The following is a 26,855-nucleotide window of genomic DNA, read 5'->3' as shown; positions in this document are numbered from 1 at the left end:
TATGAGACGCACTTCCCACTTTAACATCGGCTTTATTGTCCTGGCGGGCCTGGTCAGCCTGCCAGTGATGATGATCTTCTCATCGAGCATTGGCGATATGCCCATCTCATTGATCGCTACCTTTCAGGCGATCACCAATGGATTGGGGATGACACATTATGATGTCCCTGCCGTTGAGGCCGGTATTGTCTGGCAATATCGCATGAGCCGGGCCTTCATGGCGGCCTGCAGCGGAGGTGGCTTAGCCCTTTGCGGCCTGGTGTTGCAATCGTTGTTAAGAAACCCGCTGGCGGAACCCTATCTGTTGGGTATCTCTGCGGGTGCTTCCACCGGGGCCGTAATGGTGATGCTGCTGGGTATTGGCAGCGGCGTGTTGACGGTTGGCAGCGGTGCCTTTGCCGGCGCTTGCCTGGCGTTTGGCTTGATTATTTTGCTCTCACGAGGGATGGGAGAAAACACCGGACGCATCATTTTGGCCGGTATTGCCGGAACACAGCTGTTCAATGCGCTCACGTCTTACATCGTCAGCACATCAGCCAATGCGGAGCAATCGCGTGGTGTGATGTTTTGGCTGTTAGGCAGTTTAAGTGGCGTACGCTGGCCAGATGCCATTCTCTGCGCCATCGTCATCATCAGCGGATTTGGGGTGATCATGTGCTATGCACGCACGCTGGACACCTTTTCATTTGGCGTCGATGTCTCCGTAACGCTGGGCACGCAGGTGGTGAAAGTACGGATTGTGTTGCTGTTGATCACGGCATTCATCACGGCGGTCATTGTCAGCTCGATAGGGGCGGTGGGGTTTGTCGGATTGGTCATTCCGCACGTGACCCGCATGCTGGTTGGACAGCGACACCTGATCACCCTTCCCGTGACATTCCTGTCGGGCTGCCATTTCATGATCCTTGCCGACTTGATGTCGAGAACGTTGATCGCACATCAGGTTTTACCCATTGGCGTGGTGACGGCATTGGTGGGCGCCCCTGCTTTTGCCTTCCTTCTCTATCAACGAAAGGGCAACTAAACGATGACGATATCGGTCTGTGACCTTAGCGTCCAACTTCAGGCGCGTCGTATCCTCACTGCGGTCTCCTTCGACGCGGCTCAGTCTGCAACCGTAGGTTTGCTTGGCCCGAACGGTTCAGGAAAATCTACGCTGCTGCGTGCACTGGCTGGGCTAATGCCTGATTCGGGCGCGAAGATAACCCTCGGCGAACTGAGGCTGAACCAACTTTCGCGCAATCAACTGGCGCGTAAACTGGCCTTTGTCCCGCAACATGCCGAGGCCGATGATGAACTCACGGTGATTGAGATTGTTCGTCTCGGGCGCACACCTCATCGTGGCGCATTCCAGTTCTGGACGGCAGAAGATGCCAGCGCCGTTCACGAGGCGGTGGCGTTAATGCAACTGGAAAATTTGGTCGACCGCTGCTGGCAACGATTATCCGGCGGTGAGCGCCAGCGTTGCCAAATCGCCCGCGCTCTGGCGCAAAAACCGGATGTTTTACTGCTGGATGAGCCCGTTAATCACCTGGACATCCAATTCCAGCTTGAATTGATGCGTCTTATCTCTTCGCTGCCAGTGACGGTGGTGATTGCACTTCACGACCTGAATCTGGCGGCAAAATATTGCCAACACCTTGTGGTACTCGATCAGGGTCGTGTGGTTTCGACGGGTAAGCCCAATGCAGTACTCACACCCGAACGCATACACACAACGTGGCGGGTTCAGGCGCAGATCACGACATCAGCACAGGGTGCGCTCAATATTCAGTACGTATGAGTCAGCGCCTAAAGCCCACTGCCACACAACCATCAGGAAACAGTATGTTCAGTAACAAAATATTCCTGCAATAATGGACTGCCACAATCGTGGTTGCAGTACATACACGCGCGTCACCTACGAGATTATTGGATAGCTGCTGCTATCAAGCCCGCCAATGGTGGGCTTTTTTTCGCTCTAGCCGTGTGAATCTTCTTTTTCCGTCAGAAATTCGGACGGCTTAAATAGCATCTCATCACATTAGGCCGATAGGTTAAATACCGTGCATTTTTGCCAGCAGCCACATGCGCTCCGCAGCCACATCTGCGTTATTGAGCAAACCCGCCTCGTCAGCCAGTCTGAATGCTTCAGAGTAGTGCGCCAGACTGCGCGCACTCTGCATGCCACCAAGTAAGGTGAAATGTTTCTGATGGCCATTCAACCACGCGAGGTACACGATGCCCGCCTTGTAATACTGCGTAGGCGCCGAGAACAAATGGCGCGCCAGCGGCACTGTCGGAGCCAGTATCCGTTCAAAGGTGGCACGATCACCCTGTGCTAATGCATGCAGCGCGCTGGTGGCGGCCGGTGCAATGCCGTCGAGAATGCCCAGTAGCGCATGCGAGAAGCCCTGCTCATCCCCGGCGATCAATTCGGGATAATTGAAATCATCGCCGGTATACATTTTAACGGATGCCGGCAGCTGGCGGCGCATCTCGATTTCTCGATCTTTATCCAGCAGAGAGATTTTTATCCCCTCCACTTTGGCCTCATTCTCGCGAATCACCGCCAGACAGACTTCCATCGCGCTATGAATTGTCGCGCCGCCCCAGTAGCCGCGTAGCGCAGGATCAAACATATCCCCCAGCCAGTGCAAAATAACCGGTTCACGCACCTGACGTAAAAGAGTGCTGTACACCTTGATGTAATCATCTGGCCCTTTGGCAATCGCGGCGAGCGCACGACTGGCCATTAAGATAATACGTCCACCACACCCCTCAATCGCCGCGATTTGCTGTTCATACGCGCCAATCACATCCTGTAAGGTCAGCTGGGAAAAATCGGTCAGATGATCGGTGCCCGCGCCGCTGGCTACCCGTGCACCAGGGTAAGCCTTCGCTTGCTCCACGCTGCGTTTGATCAGCTCCAGCGCGGTTGGCCAGTCCAGCCCCATGCCGCGTTGGGCGGTATCCATGGCTTCGGCAATGCCTAATCCGAGTGACATCAGATGATGCCGATATTCCAGCGTGCTATCCCAGTCAATCGCCATATCACTCTGCGGATTTTGCATCCGCTGCGGGTCGGCAACCACATGCGCAGCCGCATAGACGTCACGGTTAAATACCGGTTTGGCTGGCACGCTCCAGTGGCGCTCACCCTGCAGGGTGTAACTGTAAGGCTGACCGTTGCGATCCAGTAAACGCACTTTATTGCTCACAGACATGGTTCTGTTCCTTCTCTCAGTGTTTTGCCAGATGCCCGGACGGCATCACATTCTGCGAACTGTTGTGGCTTCCGATAGGCAGCCGACGCACACCCAGCAGCACCACGCTGCTGCAGATGATGACGCAGGCGGCGACCAGCCAGACCGGCTGTAAGCTGTAGTGTTGTGCGTAATAGCCTGCGACGATCGGCGAGATACCGCCCGCTGCCATCCCCATATTCATCACAAAGCCGATGGCCGAACCGCGCAGCGAAGGCGGCACCAGTTCAGCGGTGAGCGAGAGAACAATGGGGGTAATCGGATAGCCAAGGAAACCGAGGATCAGCACCAGCACTATCACCAGTGGGACGGAGAGATTGATTGCCATCGCTGCCATCACCAGCCCGCTAGTTAAGGTAATGGCCATCAGAATGGTGCGACGGCGTTTGAAATCGCCTTTATCACAGTAGCGCCCCAGCACAAAGCCGCCCAGTGCCCCGGTAATGCCGAGCAAGCTGGCGATGGTGCCTGCGGTACCAATCGACAGATTCTTCACCTGCATCAAATAACTGGGTGCCCACAACAGGACAATCCACCAGCCTGCCAGCAGCACGAAATAGAATGCGGCCATCAGCAACACGGGCGCATGGCGGAACAAGGTTTTTAAGGGTACTTTCACCGCTGTCTGGCGCGCTATCAGCTCGGCGGGTTTTCGGTCATTTTTCACCAACACCAAATACAACAACGCCACCAGCATGCCCATGGCACCCGCCACGTAAAACACCACACGCCAGCCAAAGATCGGACCGAGCATGGCGCCCATCCAGGTGCCAAGGAATCCGCCAATGGGATAGCCCATCCAATAGAGCGACATGACCGTGGTGCGCTGTTTTTCGCTGGTCACGTTGGCCACTTCGAGCGAGGCAGCAGGCCAGAAGATGCCCTCACCGATGCCCGTCATCACGCGGTAAAAAATCAGGCTGGTCATGCTGCCGGCGACACCGGTTAACAGTGTCGCCAGTGAAAACATCATCAGGCCAAGAATCAGCACCGGTTTACCGCTCAACTTGTCGGCGATAATGCCGGAAATGAACAAAAAGACGATGAAGCCAAAGAAGAAGGAGGAGAGCAGAATGCCACTCTCCGCTTTACCGAGACCGAACTCTCCGGCGATCAGCCCAATGGCTGATGACACCGTCATGCGATCCACCGAGTACATCATGTAGCCAAGGCCGCACAGCACGGTGACCAGAATCATTTTGCGGGTATCTGTATTCATCTTTTCCTCGACAATGTCTGTGACCGACGAAAACAGCTTTTCAGCTCTGTCAGATACGGTTAACCGTGCGCCAGATGGCGAGCCTTGCAGGTCTTAAGCACCTCATCTGGATCCTGAGTCCACCAGTTCAGGCGGGAGAAAATTTCCACTTCATGTAGTCCGCGATAACCCTGGGCTTCTACCGCTTCCCGCATGGCGCGGATATCGATAACGCCATCGCCCATCATGCCGCGATCTTCCAGCAGATCCCGCGTAGGCGTGAGCCAGTCGCAGATATGAAACGCCAGCAGCCGTTTCAGACCCGCACGCGCGATTTCCTGATAAAACTCAGCATCCCACCAGGTGTGATAGACATCGACGGCAATTCCCAATCCGTCGTCGCCCAGTTCATCGCAGAGATCGTTAGCCTGTTTCAGCGTGTTGATGCAGGCGCGATCCGCCGCGTACATCGGATGCAGTGGTTCAATCGCCAACGGCATACCACCTGCGCGGGCGTACTCCAGCAGAGCGCTGAGTCCTTCACGCACTTGCTGGCGCGCCCCCGGCAGATCTTTCGAACCTGGCGGCAAACCGCCGACCACCAGCACCAGGCACTCTGCACCTAATTCCAGCGCTTCATCCACCGCTCGCTGGTTGTCGGCCAGGGTCGCCTGGCGTGCTTGCTGATCAACGCCGGGAAACATCCCGCCACGGCAGTAGCCACTCACCCGCAGATCGTGGTGACGAATCAGCCGTGCCGCTTCAGCTAAACCGATGTTTGCCACCTGATCGCGCCACGGCGAGATGCCGCGAATCTCATGGCGCGCACAACCTTCAATGATTTGCCGCAAATCCCACTGCTGGCGCACGGTCGCCGTGTTCAGTGAAAGTTGCCCGGAATGAGGTCGATTCATGTTCGGCTCCTTAGCGTTCCAGTGATGGCACATCAACCCAGCGACGCTCTTTCCAGCTTTTCAGAGCCAGATCGACCAGTTGCAAACCCTTCGCCCCTTCCAGCAAATCCCAGCGGTATTCCCCTTCGCCCCAGACATGGCGTAAAAACAGCTCCCACTGCACTTTGAATGCATTGTCATAGGTCTGGGTATCCGGCACGCTAGCCCAGTCATCAAAGAAGTTATGTGTCTGACGGATATCCGGATTCCACACCGGCTTCGGCGTATTGACGCTAGCCTGCGTGAAGCAATCGCTAAGACCCGCTACGGCGGAACCGTTTACGCCATCCACCTGGAATGTCACCAGGTCATCACGGCGCACGCGCACGCACCAGGAGCTGTTGATCTGTACAATCGCGCCGTTGTGCAGTTCAAAGGTGGCATAAACCGCGTCGTCCGCCGTGGCGTCATAAGGTTTCTGCTGTTCATCCCAGCGTTGTGGAATGTGAGTGGCACCGATACAGCTCAGGCTTTTGATTTCACCGAACAGGTTGTCGATGACGTAGCGCCAGTGGCAAATCATATCGAGGATAATGCCGCCGCCATCCTCACTGCGGTAGTTCCAGGAAGGACGCTGGGCCGGTTGGCGATCGCCTTCAAACACCCAGTAACCAAATTCACCGCGCACCGATAACACGCGTCCAAAGAAACCGGACTCATTCAACAGGCGCAGCTTTTGTAAACCCGGCAGCCACAGCTTGTCCTGGACCACGCCGTGACACACTCCTTTTTCCCGCGCGAAGTGGTACAAATCCAGCGCATCATCCAGCCCCATCGCCACCGGCTTTTCCGAATAGACGTGCTTGCCTTTGCTGATGGCTTTCTTCAGTAGCGCCGGACGTGCTTGTGTGGTGGCTGCATCAAAAAAGATGATGTCCTGCGGGTTATTCAGTGCATCATCGATGTTGGTTCCCCACCGTTCGATACCAAACTCCCGCGCCAGCGCAGCGATTTTTTCCGCGTTGCGACCAATCAGAATCGGATCGGGCATCAATCGGTCGCCATTGGCCAGCGCAACGCCGCCCTGCTGTCGAATCTGCACAATCGAGCGGATGAGATGTTGATTTTTACCCATTCGCCCGGTCACGCCGTGCATGATGATGCCCACTGGAATTTGCGCCATGTATTCACCTCAAAGTCGTTTGTGATGGAAGTAACACGTTCAACATCTATTTCAACGCTCCGTCGTTTGCTGATTCATAATCAATCAACTAACTGGTTGATGACGTCACTATAGTGGGCAGAAAGAGACCTGACTTTGATCGAATTCACATAACCAACTAGTTAGTTGAAAATCTTTTGCCCTTGTTTTATGCGCAAAAAGAGGCACTATAATGCTCTGTAAAACAGTGATATGTGGGGATTCTGCTTTGGTTGATCGTGTTGCGAGTAACATTGAGGATGTCACGGATAAGCAGGTGCGGATACTGATGGCCGCGCGCGCAGAGTTCGCTGAGAAAGGATTCGACGGTGCGCGCGTCGATAGCATCGCCGAACGCGCCCATGCCAATAAGCAACTGATTTACTACTACTTCACCAACAAAGACATTCTGTTTACCCGCGTGCTGGAAGAAGCCTATCGTGACATTCGCGAGCAGGAAGCGGCGTTAAAACTCGATCATCTCCCCGCCGACCACGCTATTTTGCAACTGGTGGAATTCACCTGGCATTATTACCTGAAAAACCCCGAGTTCATTCGCCTGCTCAACAGCGAAAATCAGCTAAAAGCGCGGCATCTCAAAGATTCTGACATCACTGTGCAGATCAATCAGAGTTGGAGCAGTATCACCCAGCAATTGCTGCAGCGGGGACGCGCCGAAGGAAACGTGCGCGAGGATATCGATGTGATGCAACTCAACATCAATATCTCCGCGCTGGGCTTTTTCTATCTGATCAATCAGTCCACGCTGTCGATTATTTACCAGCAGGATCTCAGTGCCAAAGCGGCGCTGGATGAGCGCCTGCGAGTGATGAAAGAGTGTATTGCCGCGTGGATAAAGCCGCACTAAAAACGATGTCGAAACCTCTGTTTAAGAGGATTTTGTAGTAGGATGAGCAGCATTAAAAAACCATACTGTCAGAAAGGGATTGGGACATATGCCTCATAATGCAGTTCCATATGCAATTGCCATTTCATCAGGCTCAATAGCAGCGTTACTGGGTGCTGAAGTAGCCAGATTTAGTATCAAGCTCCGGCGCTTTAGATATGGATATCTATCCGTCTTTCTGATTGGTCAGATTTTACTTCCACCTTACACGTATGACCTAATCAATCCATATAGGGGGAATATGCCTGGATGGGGTGTATTTTTCACTCTTTGTTTTTCAGGCATCCTGTGTCTTAGCATGCTAACTTTCTATTTTTTTACTTCTTACTCCATTAAAGAATTAAGACTAAGATATTTGATAAGCCTTTTATTTGGATACTTAACCTGCGGGATAGTGATTTATAATTTCGGATAAAAACACAAAGCTTCCTATTTAAGGAGGCCAAATCTTCAATCCCAGGGTAAAGGATATACTCCACATAACCTCACCCAATACACATCAGAAAAAACGATAAAATCTCCTCCCCGCCCCGTTTTATCTCTGTACTTTAAAAAGTCAGAGTTAAACACGTAGGCACACTTCATTGTTTTTTTATTTAGAGTAATAGTTTTAATATTGAGTATACTGGTCACACTTTCTCCCCTGGTTAAAATTCCATCCTCAGTCCACACGCCAAGGGGTTGATCCCAGCCATTGTCATTATTGAAATCATAGAAATCTTTTACATAGACTCCTGCATATGATGGTTCAAAAAATACATTTTTTGATGAATCACTATAGGCTGTACCTATTACTCCCACCTTCAAACTGAAGGTCCCAAGAGAACCAAATACATCATCTAAGGTGTCCCACATTAGATGAAGAGTAAAATTATCTCCCACCCCAAGGTAATTATTTTGATAATTTTGCTCTAACTCCCTCGCAGACATAGAAGGCCGACCAAGAATATTCTTTCGCCCAAAGGTGTATGCACCAGTACCATCCCATCCGAGACGCTTAAGCCTTTTGGCCGTCATTTTTAGTGCCGCAGGTGATAGTGCTCTTTCATTGAGAAGTTTTGTCACAGCATTAGCTACCCTAGGGTATCCTATCAACCAAGACATCTTTATCGTCGTATCATCACAATGCTGATCTGGTATATACATACCTTCTGGCAACTCCCTTCCGTCCTTCCATGATTCAGGACATTTCCAGGCAGGGGAATTTAGCCATCGGGTCATAAACGAAGCAGAGCGCTTCCAACCCATTCGTGACATAGCTTTGGGGATTTGCTGTATGGTAATAGGTTCGATTGTAATTCTAGAATAGTTTTCTTTATCTAAGTAACGAGTTTTCTCTAACTTTCTTACAATGTATGTATCTTGAGTTACTGTACGGCTATTAAAACCTGCGTAGGGGTTTTTCACTCCCATAAAAGATCCCTTTTTATATTTTTAACCGAGGCGGGGTTATAGCGAGTGTTATTTTTCGAGACTCATCAGTTCTTACATGTGATGTACTGCCAATGGCCAAGTCTGCAATGGATGATACTGAACCTTGTTCTAATACATTATCACCGGACAAAACGACATAGTTTAAACTCCCATTACCATAGTTGTTAATATGAAATTTATGATAATAATCACCAGATGACTTATTTTTATCAACTTCATTAGCAATTACCTGAGTCGATTGTTGTTGAGGTGATTTTGAGCTTCCAGTCGTTCCTATATGATAATGAAAACCTTGTGTGTGAATAGCAGAAGCACCGCATGAAGATTTATGTCCCTGTAAGACTCTAGCCCGACCATCAACAGTGTAGCTTTGCTCACCCTCAACAAATACTGACCAGCAAAAACACTTAGGACACCAAAATTTATGACCGACTAATACAGCAGAAGCTTTATTTCCATAAGTAAACGTTGGTTCACCTTCAATTAAAACTCCACCATGAGTAGTTGTATCTCCCGTCCAGATACCAGGGAGCATACTCATAGCAATCCCTCTGCCTTCATTTTTACTATGTCAGACTCATCGAACTCATAAACACCTGATGTGTGATTGCTGAAAATCACCGTACCCAGGTTCTGCTGACCGGCATCAGTTATCATGTCGCCATTAGAAAGCATAGTTCCAGTAGCCGCTACGGTGAGGCTATTGCCATGCTCATCATGCTGCGCCAGTGTTGTTGATTCATCACGAAGAACTGTGGCTTGAGATCCATCTGGGTATTCAACGAAATTCCCTTCCAGAACAGCTGGGATGCCCTGGCATGTAATTCCACAGGTACTATTTAGTGTACCGCCCTGTTTAGTTTTACCGCCGCTTATCGCTATCAGTTTCACTTCAGCCGCTTTAACGTCCTTATCACGGTCCATATATAATCCTATGAATTGAATGAACTAATATCACACATAGTTTACATGGTTTATTATTTTTTTGGTTAACGCAATTTGACATAAGTGCGATATGTATCAAAGTTCAAATGCTTAATTGCCAAACATTATCTTCAAAGTGACACTGAATCTTTCCGTACCATCACGTTACAAGATCTATACGGGAAGAATGTTTACCTGGCACTTTAATCCTACTCACGTAACGTGGACACTGCCCTAAGCAATGCGCAAGCTATTTGGCATCCAGCATCAGGTCTTAAGTTCACAGCCGAATGCATTGGCGCTGATCCTACAGTGGCTGGCGAAGTAATAGCACCACGCATCACTGCGCCAGCCAGCCGCCATCCATATTCCAGGCTGCACCGCGCACCTGCGCACCGCCTTCGCTGCAAAGAAACAGCACCAACGCCCCCAACTGTTCTGGCGTGACAAACGCCTGAGCAGGTTGCTTCTCTGACAATAACGCCAGGCGCGCGGTTTCGGCATCTTCGCCTGCCGCAATGCGTTTGTCGATCTGCTGCTGCACCAGCGGCGTTAACACCCAGCCCGGACAGATGGCGTTGCAGGTGATCGGTGATTGTGCGTTCTCCAGCGCAATCACTTTTGTCAGCCCCACCACACCATGCTTCGCAGCAACATAGGCCGCTTTCTCTTTCGACGCTACCAGGCCATGCACGGAGGCGATATTGATGATGCGCCCCCAGTGACGTGCCTGCATGCCGGGCAAGACTGCGCGACTGGTGTGGAATACCGAGGAGAGATTGATAGCAATAATCGCATCCCATTTCTCAACCGGAAATGACTCCACCGGCGCGGTGTACTGAATACCGGCGTTGTTCACCAGAATGTCCACCGCACCATACTGCGCTTCCGCCCACGCTATCATCGCGGCGATTTGCTGCGGATCGGACATGTCAGCTGCGTGATAATCGACCTTTGCCCCGGTGGCAGCGATAAGCGCTTTCGCGTGTTCCACTTCGCCAAAGCCGTTGAGTATCACCGTGGCGCCGGCCAGTGCCAGTTGCTCAGCAATACCTAATCCAATTCCGCTGGTGGATCCGGTCACCAGTGCCACTTTTCCCGCTAATTGCATCGATTTATCCTCCTTCAGACAATGCCGGTGAGGTAAAACACCCCAATCACAAACAGCACTGCCAGACTTTTGATAATGGTGATGGCGAAGATGCCACCATAGGCTTCTTTATGGCTTAGACCGGTGATCGCTAACAGCGTGATGACGGCACCATTGTGTGGCAGCGTATCCATGCCGCCGCTGGCCATGGCCGCCACGCGGTGCAACACTTCCATCGGAATACCCGTGGCCTGTGCCGCCTGCACGAAGTGTTCAGCCATTGCCGCCAGCGCAATACTCATCCCGCCCGACGCCGAACCGGTGATCCCCGCCAGCACGGTAATGCTGATCGCTTCATTGAGCAGTGGGTTGGGAATCGCCTGTAGGACGCCAGACAACACCACAAAGCCCGGTAACGCGGCGATCACCGCACCAAAACCGTACTCGGAAGCGGTATTCATCGCCGCCAGCAATGCACCCGCCACCGCGGTGCGACTGCCTTCCGCCAGACGACCGCGAATATTGCGCCAGCCGAAGATCAATACCACCAGAATGCCGCTCAGCAATGCAGCCTGCACGGCCCAGATCGCAGTACTTTTGACGATATCAGTCACAATGGGCGTGGGATTACCCGGAAGCGTGACACTGCTGTGCGCACCGTACCAGGCAGGAATCCACCAGGTGAAACAGAGATTGAGTACCCCAACCAAAATCAGCGGCAGAATGGCAATCGCCGGATGCGGCAGTTGCACATTCTCAGCGGTTTCCGGCTCATTCTTCAGGTTGGTTCCGTACTGCTCGTTGTTCGCTTGCGCCTTACGGCGTTGCCGATCCAGCCACAGCAAGCCCACCACAATAATGAAGAGTGAACCGATCAACCCCAACCATGGCGCAGCCCAGGCGTTAGTGCCAAAGAAACTGCCGGGTATGATGTTCTGGATTTGTGGCGTGCCGGGCAGTGCATCCATGGTGAAGGAGAATGCACCCAGTGCCACCGTTGCCGGAATCAAGCGCTTAGGGATATTGCTCTGACGGAACAGTTCTGCGACAAACGGATAGACGGCGAACGCCACCACAAACAGCGATACGCCGCCGTACGTCAACAGTGCGCACACCAGCACAATCACCGGGATGGCATGGCGACGCCCCAGCAGCGTAATCGCCGCCGTGACAATTGAGCGTGAGAATCCAGATAGCTCAATCAATTTGCCAAAAATGGCGCCCAGCAGAAACACCGGGAAGTAGAGCTTCACAAAGCCCACCATCTTTTCCATAAACAGGCCGCTGAACACCGGTGCGACCGCAGCCGGCTCGGTTAACAGCACCGCTAACAGCGCGGCAATCGGGGCGAACAAAATTACGCTATAGCCGCGATAGGCGGCTAACATCAGCAACCCAAGCGCAGCGAGGGCAATAACGACACTCATGTTGCTTCCTTATTATTTTGTCGGGTTGAAGGTAAAAACATTGCCAAAAATGGGAACCGCTCCGCCTCAATCCGGGCGTTCAACTGCCAGAGCGACGCCCATGCCGCCACCCACACACAGCGTTGCCAGACCGCGCTTCAGCTCACGCTGCTGCAAGGCATGAATGAGCGTCACCAGAATGCGGCAGCCGGAGGCACCAATCGGATGGCCCAGCGCAATCGCACCGCCGTTGACATTGACGCGCTCCGGCTGCCAGTGGAGCGCTTTGCCCACCGCCAGTGCCTGCGCGGCAAACGCTTCGTTCGCTTCGATTAAATCCACTTGATCCAGCGTCCATGCCGCCTGCTGAAGGGCTTTGCGGCTGGCGGCCACCGGGCCAATGCCCATCACTGCCGGATCCACTCCTGCAATGCCGCTTCCGGTTAATCGCGCCAGCACCGGCAACCCTAATGCGGCAGCGCGCGATGCGGACATCAGCAGCACGGCGGCTGCACCATCATTCAGGCTGGAAGCATTGCCAGCGGTGACGCTGCCGTCCTTTTTAAACGCCGGATGCAGGCGCGCCAGTCGCTCAATTGAACTGTCCGCGCGCGGTTGTTCATCTTCACTGATCACCCGCGTTTCACCTTTGCCCTGTTCCACCGTGACAGGCGTGATTTCGGCACGAAAAACGCCTTGTTGCTGTGCCGCCATCGCTTTCTGCTGGGATTGCAAGGCAAAGGCATCCTGATCGGCACGGCTGATGCCATATTCTTCGGCCAGATTCTCGGCGGTGATCCCCATGTGATAATCGTTGAACGCATCCCACAGACCATCGTGGATCACGCTGTCCATCAGCTGACTGTGCCCCAGACGGCAGCCGCCACGCGCGTCCGGTAGCAAATAAGGCGACTGGCTCATGCTCTCCTGACCGCCCGCAATGATGATGTCAGCGGCACCGCTTTGAATCGCCTGCGCCGCCAGAATCACCGCTTTTAATCCCGAGCCACACACCATATTCAGCGTGCTGGCAGGGACGCTATAAGGCACACCCGCCGCTACGGCCGCCTGCCGCGCGGGGTTTTGCCCGCATCCGGCGGTGAGCACCTGCCCCATCATCACCTCATCGATCAGCGCGGGATCGAGCGCGGTCTGTTTCAGCAGGGCTGCGATCACCTGCTGGCCCAGCGACGCCGCGGTAAGAGACGCGAGAGCACCATGAAAACGGCCGATTGGCGTACGGGTGGCTGCGACAATCACACATTCGTTCATAGTGCCTCCTGGGATAAACGCATTTCACGAACATCATCAGCGATGCGTAATTGCCCGGCCGTCTTTGCACGGATTTCATCGATCGAGACGCCCGGCGCATACTCACGCAGCACAAAAGCGCCCTCTACAATTTCCAGCCAGCCCAGTTCAGTAATGACTTTTCGAATGCAACCGACGCCGGTGAGCGGCAAGGTGCATTCGGACAGCAGCTTTGATTCACCATGCTTAGAAGCGTGCGTCATCATCACGATGATGTTTTCCGCACCCGCCACCAGATCCATTGCACCGCCCATGCCCTTGACCATTTTTCCGGGGATCATCCACGACGCGATATTGCCGTTGACGTCCACTTCCAGCGCGCCCAGCACCGTCAGATCAACATGCCCCCCACGAATCATGGCGAAGGACTGTGCAGAATCGAAGATTGCCGCACCTTTGCGTGCGGTCACGGTTTGTTTGCCCGCGTTGATCATGTCGGCATCCAGTTCAGCTTCAGTGGGAAACGCCCCCATGCCCAATAAACCGTTTTCCGACTGCATCATCACGTCCATCCCCTCAGGTACGTAGTTGGCGACCAGCGTCGGCATACCAATACCAAGATTGACGTAATCGCCATCACGCAGCTCCTGAGCCACGCGCTGCGCCATTTGTTCACGCGTGAGCATGTGCACCTCCTTCACTCAGGGTGCGTTTCTCGATGCGTTTTTCGAAGTTGCCCTGAATCAGGCGATCAACATAAATGCCCGGCGTATGGATCGCGGCCGGGTCCAGCTCACCCGGCGCCACAATCTCTTCAACTTCAACCACGGTGACGCGGGCAGCCATCGCCATCAGTGGGTTGAAATTCTGCGCGGTGTGACGATAGATGACATTGCCATACCAATCCGCTTTCCAGCCTTTCACAATGGCGAAATCTCCGCGAATTGCCTGCTCAAGGATGTAATGCCGTCCATCAAACTCTCTGACTTCTTTGCCTTCCGCCACGGGCGTGCCGTAGCCGGTGGCGGTGTAAAATGCCGGTATACCGGCGCCGCCTGCGCGCACTTTTTCTGCCAGCGTGCCCTGCGGCGTGAGAATCACCTCCAGCTCACCACTGAGCATCTGCTGTTCAAACAGCGCGTTTTCGCCGACGTAAGAGGCGATCATGGTTTTAATCTGCTGATTTTCCAGCAGCAGGCCGAGGCCAAATCCATCCACACCACAGTTGTTCGAGACCACGGTCAGTCCCGTTATCCCCTGCTGGCGGATCTGGGCGATGAGATTTTCTGGAATACCACACAGACCAAATCCCCCCGCCAGCAGTGTCATGCCATCTTGCAATCCGGCCAGCGCCTGCTGATAACTGGTGACGCGTTTATCCAATCCTGCCATTGCTGTACATCTCCTCAGCTCACTGAATAAAGCCATCCTCGCGTCACAAAAATGATTTGTTAATTTTGTTTTTATTGGCTTTTCATTTATTTTTTTTATTAATATTCCGTTAATCGTTGTTTTACATAAAGTTAACAAATTAAAAAATGAAAATGACTATCAAGCAGTTACGTGCATTCTTAGCGGTCGCTCACACTTTGAGTTTTGCCCAAGCCAGCGAACGCCTGGCGATTTCGCAACCGGCGTTAAGCCTGGCGATCGGCGGACTTGAAGAAGCGTTGGGCGGACCGTTATTTATGCGTACCACGCGCCATGTTTCGTTGACCCCGGAAGGTGAGATCTTTTTCCCGATGGCGCGACGGCTGCTGGCGGATTGGGAGAATGCCGAAGAGGCGATGCATCTGCGCTTCACGCTGCAGCTGGGAAAAGTGTCGATTGCCGCCATGCCCTCGTTTGCTGGCAACCTGCTGCCTGCGGTGCTGAAGGCCTTTCGTCAGCGCTATCCTGGCGTCAATATCTCGGTGCATGACGTGATTAATGAGACAGTGCTGGAGATGGTGCAGGAGGGGCGCGTGGAGATGGGCGTCGCCTTTGAACCCGAACTGGCCGATGCGCTGCACTTCACCCCGCTGGGCAGCGACCGCTTTGTTGCCGTGGTGCCCGCTGATAGCCCGTTAGCGGATAAGCCACAGCTGAGCTGGCGTGAACTGCTGCATCTGGATTTCATTACGTTGCAACGCCCTTCAGCGGTGCGTCTGCTGCTTGAGCAGTCACTGGCTCAGGCAGGCAGAAGACTCGACGTTGCTTACGAGAGTCATCAATTGGTCACCGTGGGAAAAATGGTCGCCAATAGTTTGGGAGCTAGCGCCGTACCTGCACTCTGCATTCAGCAGATGCGAGAACTCGGCGCGGTTTGTGTACCGCTGGTCGCGCCACACATTGAGCGACGAGTGGGTATTTTGCGATTGAAACAGCACCAGCTTTCCCACGCTGCCTCCGCATTAGCGCAAACCATGCGTGACGAATGTCGCTGGCCCGACTTGTAATGTCGTTTAATTCACAACATAGCCTCAACCAGACAATATTTGTTTCGTTTTCCTGCCAGGAAAACAGGTCATTCATTATGATTGATATGAACACCCGCGATTAACAATTGATTTAAAAAAGCAAAATAATTCATCGATAAATCAAGGTTAAGGGTCAGAGCCTTCATCTTATTTGATTAATTACATTAACCAAAGCAGTCACCATTTTGCTAATGGCATGTCATAAAACACCCCCGACCGGACATTTTAGGATCAAATCCGCCCCGTTTTAGATGTAAGAATATTCTTAAGAGAAAAAATACCCCCTTCTGCAAGGTGAAATTCATTACTCAATTACCTCGCCGCATCACACTTCATAGATTAGAGGCAGTTTTCATTACATTAAACCCCCAATTAAAAACCCAAAAAACCACATATCACATTGAAGATAACCCGGTTAATCACTGACGAAGATTAAATTATTTAGCAATTAATGCTATCTGATTTTTGATCTTAACCACTGATATTCACCATTAATCCTGGAGGATTTAGAAAGTTCTTAACTCGATAGAGGTATGAAGCGATGACTGGCATGCCAAGTGGAGAAAAGACAATGACATTTTAAAAAAACGCCATCCCGTACAACCTAAGACTTTTCTGAGGACAGGAAATGACTGAATTTCTTAACTCGTTGAATAAGAACAACTATCCTGCCAGGATATCCGCAGCTCTTACAGGAGCGGATGAGTTTGTTATGAAAAATACAACACGAGAGGACTTACGCTGTGCCAGTTGTAAATATGGCTGCCAGCTGACGAACCGAAACAACGATATTCTTAATCGCTGCCCGATACAGAAAATTGCGATTTGGCCGGGGAACAACCATTACCTGATTAAAGGTGTGTTGTCATTAGTGGCCGGTCGCTATGAAAGTGTGTTTTGCCGGGGATGTATATTCGTTGATTTTTCGCGAGAAAACTTACGTTATCTCACCAATAAAAACTGGATTGATTATTTGAAATCCACCGGACTCACAATCATTTTAGTCTCCGATCGTCCACTGGCTGCTCTGGCTGCACATTGGATAAAGAGAGAGGGAATCCACTCGGTTATTTATTGTGAAGATCGGTTGGAGGATATCAAGAAGGTGATTAACAGTACCTATTATGGTTTAAAAGGAGGCACAACAAGGAGAGTTAACGCACTGTCGAATGAGGAAGTCACCTTTCTGGATTTAGCCTTAAAAGGGAATTCACTTTCTGCCATTTCGATAGCAATGAACCATGAGATGAAAAAGATCTACAACATCAAAGATTCGATTCGACGGAAGACCGGTACCAGCCTTAATCAGCTGATCTCGGGTCACTAAGTAAAAGGATTAAACGAAATGACGCAAACACATAAAACACTGCTTTCACTGGTTATGACCAGTGTACTGTTCTCGGCCTCTGCAGGTGCAGCTTCCGATAACACCATTAACTTCCAGGGTGAAGTCGCTGATGAAACCTGTTCCATATCGGTGAATGGCAATGCGGCCTCACCGGTGGTGCTGATGCCCACCGTGAGCAAATCCGATCTGTCGGCCAGTGGTAATGTTGCCGGACAGACGGCCTTCACAGTCGGTTTGACCGGATGCACCGCTAACTCCGCTTCATCGACAAAAATTTCAACAGTATTTGTCGGTAATAACGTGACGGCCAATGGCAACCTGGCCAACACCGGTACTGCGCAGAATGTTGAAGTCCAGCTGGTGGATAGCAAAGACGCCGTGATCAACCTGACGGGAGGCTATACCGGCGATGGCGACCTGACCCTTGCCGCTGATGAAACCGAATCTTCAGCAACCTATAACGCACAATATTATGCCAATGGCGTCGCGGCCGCGGGTACCGTGGCTGCTTCATTACAATACGCGGTGACTTACCAATAATAAATCCTCAGCGTGCGCCCGGCTATTCGGGCGTACGTAGATTTCCACGAGACCCTGCGTATGTATTTACGAAATATTTTTGGTGCTTTATTGCTTAGCACAATGTCAGCGACGGCGACTGCAAGCGTCACGCTGTTGGGCAGTCGGATTATTTATCCGGCGCCAGCCAGCTCCATCAATATTCAATTTAAAAATGACGATAACATTCCCTATGTTATTCAGACCTGGTTTGATGATGGCGATATGGATGCCGAACCACAGCAGATTAATCGCGTACCCTTTATTACCACTCCACCGGTATTTCGTATTCAGCCGAAATCAGGGCAGGTCGCGCGTATTGTCCTGAGCCAGTCAGAGAAACTGCCGCAGGACAGAGAGTCCGTTTACTGGTTTAACATGCTGCAAATTCCGCCCACATCACAGGCTGCCGCAGATAAAAATGCCATGACGGTGATGCTGCGCAATCGGGTGAAATTTTTTTATCGCCCTGCGGCTATAGGCAAACCGGGAAATATTTTAAACGGCATAAAAGTCCGTACTCTTTCTGATCCTCATAGAGGCAGCGGACTGCAGATCGATAATGCGCAGCCCTGGCATGCTTCATTCGTCGCTATTTCGATACGCATGATGGGGAAAAACGTTGAGTGCGAACCCGTGATGGTTGCCCCCTTTTCCACACATACCTGCTGGTTCAGTCATACCAAACAACGCTTACAGGGTGTAGGCAGCGTCAAACTCGACGCGATTAACGATCAGGGAGCCAGAATAAGTGAAAGTTACCCCATCAACTCCCAGTGAATTGAAACTCCCCTTATTCGTGCTGACCGTTTCATTCTATTGTTCAACGCCCGTCTATAGCGATGAATATTATTTTGACCCGTCACTGTTTAAAGGCTCGGCTTTCGGTCAAAACATCGCGCAATTTAACCAAAGCGAGTTGCCGGCGGGCCATTATCTGGTCGACGTTTATTTAAATAATAGACTCGTGTCATCCAGCGTGAAGCTGGAATTTTTGCCCTCCGCACAAGGGAAAGCGGTAGAGCCGTGCTTGCCCTTTGCGTTGATTAAGCAGATGCAGTTAAAAAACATCACGAGGCAAATAGCTCATCAATGCGCTCCCCTTAGCGACTGGACGCCGCAAGGCAACTGGGATTTTGATGCCGCCGCATTACGCCTGAATATCACCTTGCCCCTGTCAGCGCTTAACCGCACGCCACGTGGCTATATTCCACCCGAACAGTGGGATGCCGGGATGACGGCGTTGTTCCTGCGCCATAACACCAATTACACCTGGACAGAAAACAGTGCTGCCGCCTACCGCTATCAATACCTGTGGAGCGGGCTCACCGCAGGCACCAACATCGCCACCTGGCAGTTGCGTCATCAGGGCAATCTTCGCTACCTCAGCAGCAGTCTGGCTGGCAGCAGCTATCGCTACAACAAGGTGCGAACCTGGGTGCAACGGCCGTTAGCGTCGATCAATAGCCAGATCTCCCTTGGCGATAGTTACACTGACAGTTCGTTGTTTGGCAGTCTGCCATTTAATGGCCTGAAACTTGCCACTGACGAACGTATGTGGCCGCAAGGCAGGCGCGGTTACGCTCCTGAAATCCGCGGCATCGCCACCACTAACGCCCGTGTGGTCGTGAAACAGTTGAACAAAGTGATCTATGAGACGGTGGTGCCGCCTGGCCCGTTTATCATTGATGATCTCAACAACACTCGCAGCCAGGGAGATTTTGAGGTTGAGGTGATTGAAGCCAACGGTAAAATCGCCACCTTCACGGTGCCCTACTCCTCGGTTCCCGATTCGGTGCGTCCGGGCAACTGGCATTACTCGCTGGCCCTGGGCCGTGTCCGCCAATATTACGCCGTTAATAATGTTTTCTTTGAAGGCGTGATGCAGCACGGCGTGAGCAATAGTTTGACGGCAACGTTCGGTTCACGGTTGGCGGAAGATTACCAGGCGTTGCTTCTGGGCGGTGTCTGGGCAACCGGCGCCGGTGCATTAGGTCTCAACACCACGTTTTCCCAGGCAAAGGCAGAAAATGACCAGCGCACCTCGGGCTGGCGTGCAGAGTTGAGCTACAGCAAAACCTTTCAAACTGGCACCAACCTGGTACTCGCCGCCTATCGATATTCGACTCGTGGATTTCGCGACCTGCAGGATGTCTTAGGGGTTCGGCGCCAGCAACAAGCGGACATCAGCTACTATTCAGACTCGCTCAATCAGCGTAATCGCTTATCGGCGACACTCAGCCAGTCAATGGATGCGTATGGCCTGGTCAGTTTAAGCGCCAGCACGGCCGACTATTACAACAACCAGTCACGCATCACCCAGTTGCAGTTCGGCTATAGCAATAGCTGGCGCAATATCAGTTACGGTATCAACGTGGCGCGTCAACGCACCTGGTGGAATACCCAACAATTCAACGTGAGCGTCAACGATAACCTCGACAGCAGCCGCCAGCAGCGATACAGCGAAAATACCCTGTCAGTGAATATTTCAGTGCCGCTTAACTGGGGCGCGGGGCTTTCGTCTGTGGCCTACAACTACAACCAGTCAAAACAGAGCCAGTCTTCGATGGTGTCACTGACCGGTTCAGCAGGCGAACAGCGCGATTTCTCCTATTCGCTCTACGGGGGAACTGAGCATTACCGCAATGGCGTCAACGGAGAAGCGAGCTCTTTTGGGGGCAACCTGCAGCAAAACACCCGTTTTGGCGCAGTCCGCGCCAATTACGGCCAGGGTGATCACTATCGCCAGGTCGGTTTGGGTACGTCTGGCACTTTACTGCTGCATCGTGGCGGTCTCACCGCTGGGCCTTACACCAGCGATACGTTCGCGTTGATCCATGCAGAGGGCGCACAAGGTGCGGCGGTACAAAATGGGCAAGGTGCAATTATCGACCGCAACGGATATGCGCTGTTGCCTTCACTCACTGCTTATCGTGAAAACACGGTCAGCCTTGATACGTTGCACATGCGCGCCGATGCCGAGTTAAACGGCGGAAGCCAGCGTGTGGTTCCTTACGCTGGTGCCGTGAGTCAGGTTAGTTTTGCCACCTTACGCGGCACCGCAGTGTTGATTTCACTGAATACCACCGAGGGGATGGCACCGCCGATGGGCGCCGAAGTGCGTGATGCCTCCAACACCGTGATTGGCGTTGTCGGTCAGGGAAGCCAACTTTACGCGCGCGTTCCGCATGACTCCGGCAGTCTGCAAATCAGCTGGGATGGCAAAACTCAACGCTGCGCCGTCAATTATCAAATCACCGGAAAGGCGCAACAGGCGCTTATCCTTCTCAATGGTATTTGCAGGACGCTATAACAAGTGAAAATTAACTCCCTCCTGGTTGTGCTGCTGATGCTGCCCCTGACGTCATGGGCTAATTGCATCAAAGTCACCAGTGCTTCATCACTCTCTGCCGCCGCTAAAGCTGCGGGCTATACCGCAGCCTCCTGGACAGGTGCCTGTGACACCTGCTCTGGCAACGTAGGATTGCCTTCAGTAATCAGTATTAACAGCGGCACCTCATTTCAGCCCGCAGGGGCATTGCTGGCGAGTTCAGTGGGCTCGTTTCTCAGCGCCGCCAGCAACACCGCTTACAGCCCCAATCAAATCCTCTACCGCTGTGCGGTGGCGGATGCAGGCAGTCTGTATGAGATGTACGCTACCAACGGCGACAGCGCCTATGCCGGCATGTACGCCAGCAGCGAGGTCAGCGGGGCTTATTACGACGTGGCGAAAAACGTGGCGGTGCGCATGACCAATCTGACCACCGGCGAGTACTACAGTCGTTACTGGAAGTCACGCCAGTTTACCGCTGACAGTTGGTACTCCGACGGCACCTACATTTACATTCCGGCCAGTGCGTTTAGCAACGTGCTGTACGAGATGTTCAAAATCAGTTCAACCAGCTATTACGCCAATGGCGATAACCGCTATAGCGATCTGTGGACGCAGCCGCGCGGCTACATTGCGTTTAAAGGCCCAGGTCTGGACACCAACAGTCTGGCGGTAGGCCAGGACAGCGCCAGCTATTGGTACGGATTTTACGGCAACTGGCCCGCCGCCTGGAGCACTTATCGCAACGTGACCTATGTGCGTGGCGCGCTGTGTGAAGTACAAAACTACCCTTCTGTGGTGCTGTTGCCGACCATCAGCGTGAATGCGCTCAAGGCGGGCGGCAGCAGCCAGGTACCGTTTTCCATCTCATTGCAGTGCGAAACGGGCGCGCGATCCAGCACCAGTACCTCCACCAGCACTGCCGCCAATGTCGCGATGGGCTTGCTGGTGAATCAGCCCAATGCGGTGACACAGGCGACACAGTTAGGTTTGACCACCAGCGGCGGCGGATTAACCTGGCTGCTGGATAATCAATATGGCAGCAGCGGCGTGGCCTCGGGTGTGGGCATTAAAATTTATAACGCCAGTGGTTCTGCCATTAATTTATTGCCCAACCTCGCCAGCACCGGCAGCGGGAATACGCGCGGCTGGTATGCCTATACCGATCTCACCTCGCTGGTCTCTTCCGGCAGCAGCAATATTTACAGCGGTGATTTTTTGGCTTCGCTCGAAGCCTTAAGTGGACAAACAGTGACAGCAGGGACAGTCAATGCGCAGTTGCAAGTGGTGGTCAGTTTTCAGTAACACATTGGCGTTGAGCAGCCTGTTATTCGCCGTTCACGCCATAGCCGTGGTGAATGTGGATAGAACACGCATCATTTTTAATGCCGATGAGAGCAGCCAGACGCTAAATGTAAAAAACGGTGCGGATACCCCCTCCGTGGTGCAGATCTGGAGCGATGACGGTGATTTGATGCAGTCTCCGGAATTGAGTACTGCGCCCATTTTTGCCATGCCGCCAATGATGAAACTCGCACCTGATGAGCAGCGTGCAATTCGTCTGGTGCTCACTTCACGCCAGTCACTGCCGGAGGATCGTGAGAGCCTTTACTGGCTGAATATTTATCAGATTCCCGCGCTGAGCAGGCAAACCGGCAGCGCCGAACAAAAAATCCTGTTGCCGTTGCGATTGCGGCTTAAGGTTTTTATCCGACCGGCGGCGCTAGGTGCGCCTCAGCCTGAAGATGTGCAGAAGCTGCGATTTGTCGTGCACGATCGTCAGCTAACACTAGAAAATCCAACCGCGTGGTATATGAGCTTACGCTTACAGATTACCAATAAGCTCAAAGTGGATGATGTGCTGGTGGCGCCTTTTACAAAGCAAACCCTATTATCAGCACACGCCTTACTTCCCAGCGAGACGGTCCAGTATGAAGTTATTGACGATAGGGGCAATCCAGTGAGTTTCACTACCCGCACATTTGAACAGGACCATTAATCAAGGGTAATAATTCTGTCCGCAGACTCTATCGTGCTTTTTCGGTGCGCAACAATGATGCGCGTGATGTTGAGTGCCCGAATTGCCCGATTCACACTTGCTTCGTTTATCATTCGACACGATCGGGGAAATCTAGCGGTAAAGCTGTAGATAAAAACATTAGTACGAAAAGGGGTATATTTACGACTACATGCCAAAGGTTTGGCCGTGCTCATCAAGCCATCATACATAGTGGTCATCAATCAACGTGTCAGATCAAATTTACGCGCGATATATTTATTTAACTTAAGACCTAGCGCAATAAATGTTGTTAACGATGTTATCGTGACAATCATCTTAGAAAGTTCATATTGCGGCGTGTAATCAATAAAGCCAGGAACAATGCAGGCCCCACTCAAAAACCAATTCCCAATCATAATAAGCACAGATAAAATAAAGCATTTTGTTAATAAATACATAGTTCACCTATCAGCACCCACTCAAGGCTAATGAGTGGGCAAATAACAGCTATCGATAACAGGAATCGTCCAATTCGCTGGAATTAACGAAAAAACCTGCTTCGCTCCATCAGGATGCTCAGCAGGTCGGCACTGCGGGATGAGTGGTAAGATGCTATTGGCTGTCGGCTACACCACACCAGCGTACCAGGAACAGTGCTTTGGTGCAGGCCGTAAGAGAGTGAGTTAACCTTGCTGCTGATGAATTGCCGTCAGATAACAGCCGAATCGCGCACTATGGGCGTGGACATAAACGGTTTCAGGCCGCTGCAGCAACGCTAAAACTGTTTGCTCCACTGCATCGCCCGTCGCCAACTCTGCGGCGATAATACAGTGCTCATGATTGAAAGCCCGCAATGAGAGTTGACGCTTAACGAGATACTCCGGGATCTCGTTATGGAATAGACCAGATTGAGTGCAGCCTTCATGAATGAAAATAGCGTGCTTCCCCTGGTAGGGTGAATGCGCTGGTAGATAAGTGTGATTGAGTAAGATTGCGTTCTCGCCCGAGGGAACATCCTTCAAACCAATACGGTCTGGCAAAGCCGAGTTGTGGCTAGCTAACACTCTGCGTGCGTTGTACTGCGCCAGATATTCATCATCCTGTCCGTATAAATGGGCGAAATCGCTGCTATTCAATCCGCTGATAATGTAATTCATACTGCCTCCTGCTCTTAACATGGGTTCATCAGCAGTAAACGTTATCGAGCCCTTCCTTGCTCGCTGGAAACGGTCAGAGAATTATTGATTACACTCGCAACTGCATTAACCGCCTTAGCTCAATCAGCCTGTGTTTGCTAAAGTAGTCGACATCAATCATGAAAACGCTGCATTTGCATGTTTACACGGGAATTTGACCATGCCAGATTACATCTTCTATAAAAAAGATGAGGTCGTTGCGACACTGGAACGCTCCGATGTTGAGAGCGCCGTCTTACTCATTTCACAAGGCTATAAAAAGTTAGATGATGAGGTCGAAGCAGCCACGCCAGAAGCGGCGTTAAAGCGGTTAGCGGATGTCCAAAACCAAGACAATATTACTCATCATGCTTTCGTTACAGGGTCAGTATTTACCTCCATCGTGAATGCGCTGTTCAAATGATTTTCCTTCAGCTGCGTTGTGCAGCTGAATCTTATGCGATATGAATAACCGCAGCATAATTGACTCACTAGCATAGTGTCACCGCATAATATAGCGCAATATAAAACCCAACCCCTCCATCACGACACAATCAATTATTTCACCCTGAGATCACTTTGACAGAATATACCTTCATCGCTACGCTTTTATGCAAGGATATATGTCTCAAACTTGCACATCTTAAAAAATTTTCCTAAGGTGTCCGCCTTTCAGCCTCTTATAGCTTTCATTTCCATTGGTGAATTATTCGGCTGCGAAAGCTATAAGATCGCTCTAATTATACTCATGGAGGTTTATGAGCACCGGAACGATTTCTAAACAATCTGACTTAACCGTAGATGATATTACGGTTATTGATAATAAATTACTCAAACGCGCTGTGAGCGCTGCTGCGCTAGGCAATACCATGGAATGGTTCGATTTTGGCGTATATAGCTATCTTGCCGTGATTATTGGCCAGGTCTTTTTTCCTGGTGCCAGTAACACTGCGCAGTTAATCGCCTCTTTCGGTACCTTTGCCGCCGCGTTTTTAGTTCGTCCGATCGGAGGCATGGTATTTGGGCCGTTGGGCGATCGCTTTGGGCGGCAGAAAGTGCTCGCTTTCACCATGATCATGATGTCGATCGGCACCTTCTGCATCGGCCTGATTCCCAGCTATGCCAGTATTGGTATTGCCGCGCCGATCCTGTTGCTGGTAGCGCGTCTGGTGCAGGGTTTCTCCACCGGCGGCGAATACGGTGGCGCAGCGACCTTTATCGCGGAATACTCCACCGATAAGCGCCGTGGTTTTATGGGCAGCTTCCTGGAATTCGGCACACTGGCGGGTTATCTGCTCGGTGCCAGCCTTGTCACCGGCATGATTGCACTATTACCTCATCAGGCCATGATGGATTGGGGCTGGCGTATTCCGTTTTTCCTCGCCGCACCTTTAGGCTTATTTGGTCTCTATATTCGCCTGAAACTGGAAGAGACGCCGGCATTTAAAGAGCATATGGATAAGCGCGAAGAGCTTGAGCACAATAAGCCACAAATGAGCTTGTTGCAGATGCTGCGTGTACAGAGTAAACCGTTATTGAAATGTATTGGTTTGGTACTGTTATTTAACGTGTCCAATTATATGTTAACTGCCTATATGCCTAGCTATTTAACCGGCGTATTGGGTATGAGTGAATTATCCGGGCTGATGCTGGTGATGGTCATTATGTTTATTATGATGCCATTAACGTTGATGTGGGGACATTTAACCGACCGCATGGGCCGTAAGCCGGTCATTGGCTTAGGGGCATTGGGATTAATCCTGCTGGCTATTCCCAGCTATATGCTGATTGGCTCAGGTAATATGATGCTGGTATTTGCCGGCCTGGCCATATTAGGTTTATTACATACCTGTTTTAGCGGCACCATGCCCGCCACGCTACCGGCACTGTTTGTCACCGACATTCGCTATAGCGCATTAGCCATTGGCTTTAACTTGTCCGTGTCACTGTTTGGCGGCACCACACCGTTGATTACCGCATGGCTGGTTGACACCACACACAATGCAATGATGCCCGCTTATTACATGATGGGAGCCGGGATTGTCGGCCTGATAACGGTATTAACGCTGAGTGAAACCGCACGTAAACCGCTTAAAGGTTCATCACCCGCTGTCGCCACCAAAGCGGAAGCCCATAAGCTGATTGATAAATTTCGTCAGCAGCGCGGTCGTAAAGTCCAGCAACATAAACCGGCGTAAACGTCAGGGCGACCATCAGGTCGCCTTTTTTTCATCTTTATCTCTCCCCCGATTAGCGAAGCGCAGGGCGTCGATAATTTCTTAAACCCATCTGTTCGCGCCAGAAAACCGCAAAATATCGACTATGATCTGTTCTCAGTCATTTCGTGTCGTCCCGCTGTAAATCGTACTCAGCCAGCATCTTTAAACGGAACGTAGACCGCTTAATGTCGTCCATTGCCCTTGCGAGGGTTAAACG

Annotated in this window: 25 protein-coding genes; 12 read left to right on the top strand and 13 right to left on the bottom strand. The window is 51.7% G+C overall.

The window, feature by feature from the left end:
* Position 1: 1 nt before the first annotated feature.
* On the top strand, positions 2 to 1,024 hold the full coding sequence (locus tag VI01_RS07170) for an iron ABC transporter permease (protein WP_045814574.1): 1,023 nt from the start codon (positions 2 to 4) through the stop codon (positions 1,022 to 1,024).
* Positions 1,025 to 1,027: 3 nt separating this feature from the next.
* Entirely contained in the window at positions 1,028 to 1,783 is a 756-nt protein-coding gene (locus VI01_RS07165; protein ID WP_045814573.1) for an ABC transporter ATP-binding protein, read from the top strand.
* Positions 1,784 to 2,036: 253 nt separating this feature from the next.
* Here the strand turns inward: VI01_RS07165 and VI01_RS07160 are convergent, their stop codons facing one another.
* The 4 genes from VI01_RS07160 to VI01_RS07145 are packed head-to-tail and all read right to left on the bottom strand — an operon-like array spanning position 2,037 to position 6,519.
* On the bottom strand, positions 2,037 to 3,206 hold the full coding sequence (locus VI01_RS07160; RefSeq protein WP_045814572.1) for a dihydrodipicolinate synthase family protein: 1,170 nt from the start codon (positions 3,204 to 3,206) through the stop codon (positions 2,037 to 2,039).
* 16 nt (positions 3,207 to 3,222) lie between these two features.
* Complete coding sequence (locus VI01_RS07155) at positions 3,223 to 4,464, bottom strand: MFS transporter (RefSeq protein ID WP_045814571.1); 1,242 nt, start codon at positions 4,462 to 4,464, stop codon at positions 3,223 to 3,225.
* Between the two features lie 59 nt (positions 4,465 to 4,523).
* The gene (locus VI01_RS07150; RefSeq protein WP_045814570.1) at positions 4,524 to 5,357 is read right to left on the bottom strand and encodes a sugar phosphate isomerase/epimerase; all 834 of its coding nucleotides are present in this window, start codon (positions 5,355 to 5,357) and stop codon (positions 4,524 to 4,526) included.
* A gap of 10 nt (positions 5,358 to 5,367) precedes the next feature.
* On the bottom strand, positions 5,368 to 6,519 hold the full coding sequence (locus VI01_RS07145) for a Gfo/Idh/MocA family protein (protein ID WP_045814569.1): 1,152 nt from the start codon (positions 6,517 to 6,519) through the stop codon (positions 5,368 to 5,370).
* Positions 6,520 to 6,766: 247 nt separating this feature from the next.
* Between VI01_RS07145 and VI01_RS07140 the strand changes: the two genes are divergently transcribed.
* Positions 6,767 to 7,405 (top strand): TetR/AcrR family transcriptional regulator, encoded by a 639-nt coding sequence (locus VI01_RS07140; protein WP_045814647.1) that lies wholly within the window; start codon positions 6,767 to 6,769, stop codon positions 7,403 to 7,405.
* A 489-nt stretch (positions 7,406 to 7,894) separates the two neighbouring features.
* Here VI01_RS07140 and VI01_RS07135 read toward each other — a convergent pair whose 3' ends face one another.
* From VI01_RS07135 to VI01_RS07105, 8 genes are all read right to left on the bottom strand, one after another.
* Positions 7,895 to 8,857 carry a DUF6402 family protein gene (locus tag VI01_RS07135; RefSeq protein WP_045814568.1) on the bottom strand — a complete coding sequence of 321 codons (963 nt, stop codon included), beginning with the start codon at positions 8,855 to 8,857 and terminating at the stop codon, positions 7,895 to 7,897.
* A gap of 13 nt (positions 8,858 to 8,870) precedes the next feature.
* Positions 8,871 to 9,419 (bottom strand): PAAR domain-containing protein, encoded by a 549-nt coding sequence (locus VI01_RS24765; RefSeq protein ID WP_075564084.1) that lies wholly within the window; start codon positions 9,417 to 9,419, stop codon positions 8,871 to 8,873.
* Complete coding sequence (locus tag VI01_RS07130; RefSeq protein ID WP_045814567.1) at positions 9,416 to 9,802, bottom strand: hypothetical protein; 387 nt, start codon at positions 9,800 to 9,802, stop codon at positions 9,416 to 9,418. Before VI01_RS07130 ends, VI01_RS24765 begins: the two co-directional genes overlap by 4 nt.
* Before the next feature lie 340 nt (positions 9,803 to 10,142).
* Positions 10,143 to 10,913, bottom strand: a complete 771-nt coding sequence (locus VI01_RS07125; protein WP_045814566.1) for a 3-hydroxybutyrate dehydrogenase — start codon at positions 10,911 to 10,913, stop codon at positions 10,143 to 10,145.
* Between the two features lie 14 nt (positions 10,914 to 10,927).
* The gene (locus VI01_RS07120; RefSeq protein WP_045814565.1) at positions 10,928 to 12,319 is read right to left on the bottom strand and encodes a GntP family permease; all 1,392 of its coding nucleotides are present in this window, start codon (positions 12,317 to 12,319) and stop codon (positions 10,928 to 10,930) included.
* Between the two features lie 66 nt (positions 12,320 to 12,385).
* On the bottom strand, positions 12,386 to 13,570 hold the full coding sequence (locus VI01_RS07115; protein ID WP_045814564.1) for an acetyl-CoA C-acetyltransferase: 1,185 nt from the start codon (positions 13,568 to 13,570) through the stop codon (positions 12,386 to 12,388).
* A complete protein-coding gene (locus VI01_RS07110; RefSeq protein ID WP_045814563.1) occupies positions 13,567 to 14,235 on the bottom strand; it encodes a CoA transferase subunit B in 669 nt (222 codons plus the stop codon). Before VI01_RS07110 ends, VI01_RS07115 begins: the two co-directional genes overlap by 4 nt.
* Positions 14,222 to 14,941 (bottom strand): CoA transferase subunit A, encoded by a 720-nt coding sequence (locus VI01_RS07105; RefSeq protein WP_045814562.1) that lies wholly within the window; start codon positions 14,939 to 14,941, stop codon positions 14,222 to 14,224. The genes VI01_RS07110 and VI01_RS07105 overlap by 14 nt, the downstream gene beginning before the upstream one ends.
* Before the next feature lie 146 nt (positions 14,942 to 15,087).
* Between VI01_RS07105 and VI01_RS07100 the strand changes: the two genes are divergently transcribed.
* From VI01_RS07100 to VI01_RS07070, 7 genes are all read left to right on the top strand, one after another.
* Positions 15,088 to 15,987 (top strand): LysR family transcriptional regulator, encoded by a 900-nt coding sequence (locus VI01_RS07100; RefSeq protein WP_045814561.1) that lies wholly within the window; start codon positions 15,088 to 15,090, stop codon positions 15,985 to 15,987.
* Between the two features lie 649 nt (positions 15,988 to 16,636).
* Positions 16,637 to 17,335, top strand: a complete 699-nt coding sequence (locus VI01_RS25710) for a LuxR family transcriptional regulator (protein WP_231638474.1) — start codon at positions 16,637 to 16,639, stop codon at positions 17,333 to 17,335.
* 18 nt (positions 17,336 to 17,353) lie between these two features.
* Positions 17,354 to 17,896, top strand: coding sequence for a fimbrial protein (locus VI01_RS07090; protein ID WP_045814560.1), 543 nt, complete (start codon positions 17,354 to 17,356; stop codon positions 17,894 to 17,896).
* 60 nt (positions 17,897 to 17,956) lie between these two features.
* Positions 17,957 to 18,694: a fimbria/pilus periplasmic chaperone gene (locus tag VI01_RS07085; protein ID WP_045814559.1), complete on the top strand. Its 738-nt coding sequence runs from the start codon at positions 17,957 to 17,959 to the stop codon at positions 18,692 to 18,694.
* On the top strand, positions 18,666 to 21,227 hold the full coding sequence (locus tag VI01_RS07080; protein WP_052696973.1) for a fimbrial outer membrane usher protein: 2,562 nt from the start codon (positions 18,666 to 18,668) through the stop codon (positions 21,225 to 21,227). The genes VI01_RS07085 and VI01_RS07080 overlap by 29 nt, the downstream gene beginning before the upstream one ends.
* Positions 21,228 to 21,263: 36 nt before the next feature.
* Positions 21,264 to 22,550 (top strand): fimbrial usher protein StbD, encoded by a 1,287-nt coding sequence (gene stbD / locus VI01_RS07075; protein ID WP_045814645.1) that lies wholly within the window; start codon positions 21,264 to 21,266, stop codon positions 22,548 to 22,550.
* Positions 22,516 to 23,244: a fimbrial assembly chaperone gene (locus VI01_RS07070; protein WP_045814557.1), complete on the top strand. Its 729-nt coding sequence runs from the start codon at positions 22,516 to 22,518 to the stop codon at positions 23,242 to 23,244. The genes stbD and VI01_RS07070 overlap by 35 nt, the downstream gene beginning before the upstream one ends.
* 683 nt (positions 23,245 to 23,927) lie before the next feature.
* Here VI01_RS07070 and VI01_RS07065 read toward each other — a convergent pair.
* On the bottom strand, positions 23,928 to 24,401 hold the full coding sequence (locus VI01_RS07065) for a DUF1203 domain-containing protein (RefSeq protein ID WP_045814556.1): 474 nt from the start codon (positions 24,399 to 24,401) through the stop codon (positions 23,928 to 23,930).
* 199 nt (positions 24,402 to 24,600) lie between these two features.
* Here VI01_RS07065 and VI01_RS07060 point away from each other — a divergent pair, with 199 nt between their 5' ends.
* Both VI01_RS07060 and proP read left to right on the top strand, forming a co-directional pair.
* The gene (locus VI01_RS07060; protein ID WP_045814555.1) at positions 24,601 to 24,843 is read left to right on the top strand and encodes a hypothetical protein; all 243 of its coding nucleotides are present in this window, start codon (positions 24,601 to 24,603) and stop codon (positions 24,841 to 24,843) included.
* Between the two features lie 334 nt (positions 24,844 to 25,177).
* Entirely contained in the window at positions 25,178 to 26,617 is a 1,440-nt protein-coding gene (gene proP / locus VI01_RS07055; RefSeq protein WP_045814554.1) for a glycine betaine/L-proline transporter ProP, read from the top strand.
* The last annotated feature ends 238 nt before the right edge of the window (positions 26,618 to 26,855 follow it).

Source organism: Pantoea sp. SM3 (assembly GCF_000963995.1).
Classification (GTDB): Bacteria; Pseudomonadota; Gammaproteobacteria; order Enterobacterales; family Enterobacteriaceae; genus Pantoea; species Pantoea rwandensis_B.
This window is presented reverse-complemented; position numbering and strand designations above follow the sequence as displayed.

What these genes read in the sequence shown, in the direction of transcription:
- VI01_RS07165 (WP_045814573.1), top strand. Translation starts at nt 1,028, where the DNA reads ATGACGATATCGGTCTGTGACCTTAGCGTCCAACTTCAGGCGCGTCGT.
- VI01_RS24765 (WP_075564084.1), bottom strand. Translation starts at nt 9,419, where the DNA reads ATGAGTATGCTCCCTGGTATCTGGACGGGAGATACAACTACTCATGGT.
- VI01_RS07130 (WP_045814567.1), bottom strand. Translation starts at nt 9,802, where the DNA reads ATGGACCGTGATAAGGACGTTAAAGCGGCTGAAGTGAAACTGATAGCG.
- VI01_RS07090 (WP_045814560.1), top strand. Translation starts at nt 17,354, where the DNA reads ATGACGCAAACACATAAAACACTGCTTTCACTGGTTATGACCAGTGTA.
- VI01_RS07100 (WP_045814561.1), top strand. Translation starts at nt 15,088, where the DNA reads ATGAAAATGACTATCAAGCAGTTACGTGCATTCTTAGCGGTCGCTCAC.
- VI01_RS07155 (WP_045814571.1), bottom strand. Translation starts at nt 4,464, where the DNA reads ATGAATACAGATACCCGCAAAATGATTCTGGTCACCGTGCTGTGCGGC.
- VI01_RS07105 (WP_045814562.1), bottom strand. Translation starts at nt 14,941, where the DNA reads ATGGCAGGATTGGATAAACGCGTCACCAGTTATCAGCAGGCGCTGGCC.
- VI01_RS07160 (WP_045814572.1), bottom strand. Translation starts at nt 3,206, where the DNA reads ATGTCTGTGAGCAATAAAGTGCGTTTACTGGATCGCAACGGTCAGCCT.
- VI01_RS07065 (WP_045814556.1), bottom strand. Translation starts at nt 24,401, where the DNA reads ATGAATTACATTATCAGCGGATTGAATAGCAGCGATTTCGCCCATTTA.
- VI01_RS07060 (WP_045814555.1), top strand. Translation starts at nt 24,601, where the DNA reads ATGCCAGATTACATCTTCTATAAAAAAGATGAGGTCGTTGCGACACTG.
- VI01_RS07070 (WP_045814557.1), top strand. Translation starts at nt 22,516, where the DNA reads ATGCGCAGTTGCAAGTGGTGGTCAGTTTTCAGTAACACATTGGCGTTG.
- proP (WP_045814554.1), top strand. Translation starts at nt 25,178, where the DNA reads ATGAGCACCGGAACGATTTCTAAACAATCTGACTTAACCGTAGATGAT.
- VI01_RS07115 (WP_045814564.1), bottom strand. Translation starts at nt 13,570, where the DNA reads ATGAACGAATGTGTGATTGTCGCAGCCACCCGTACGCCAATCGGCCGT.
- VI01_RS07110 (WP_045814563.1), bottom strand. Translation starts at nt 14,235, where the DNA reads ATGCTCACGCGTGAACAAATGGCGCAGCGCGTGGCTCAGGAGCTGCGT.
- stbD (WP_045814645.1), top strand. Translation starts at nt 21,264, where the DNA reads ATGCTGCCCCTGACGTCATGGGCTAATTGCATCAAAGTCACCAGTGCT.
- VI01_RS25710 (WP_231638474.1), top strand. Translation starts at nt 16,637, where the DNA reads ATGACTGAATTTCTTAACTCGTTGAATAAGAACAACTATCCTGCCAGG.
- VI01_RS07120 (WP_045814565.1), bottom strand. Translation starts at nt 12,319, where the DNA reads ATGAGTGTCGTTATTGCCCTCGCTGCGCTTGGGTTGCTGATGTTAGCC.
- VI01_RS07150 (WP_045814570.1), bottom strand. Translation starts at nt 5,357, where the DNA reads ATGAATCGACCTCATTCCGGGCAACTTTCACTGAACACGGCGACCGTG.
- VI01_RS07145 (WP_045814569.1), bottom strand. Translation starts at nt 6,519, where the DNA reads ATGGCGCAAATTCCAGTGGGCATCATCATGCACGGCGTGACCGGGCGA.
- VI01_RS07085 (WP_045814559.1), top strand. Translation starts at nt 17,957, where the DNA reads ATGTATTTACGAAATATTTTTGGTGCTTTATTGCTTAGCACAATGTCA.
- VI01_RS07125 (WP_045814566.1), bottom strand. Translation starts at nt 10,913, where the DNA reads ATGCAATTAGCGGGAAAAGTGGCACTGGTGACCGGATCCACCAGCGGA.
- VI01_RS07170 (WP_045814574.1), top strand. Translation starts at nt 2, where the DNA reads ATGAGACGCACTTCCCACTTTAACATCGGCTTTATTGTCCTGGCGGGC.
- VI01_RS07135 (WP_045814568.1), bottom strand. Translation starts at nt 8,857, where the DNA reads ATGGGAGTGAAAAACCCCTACGCAGGTTTTAATAGCCGTACAGTAACT.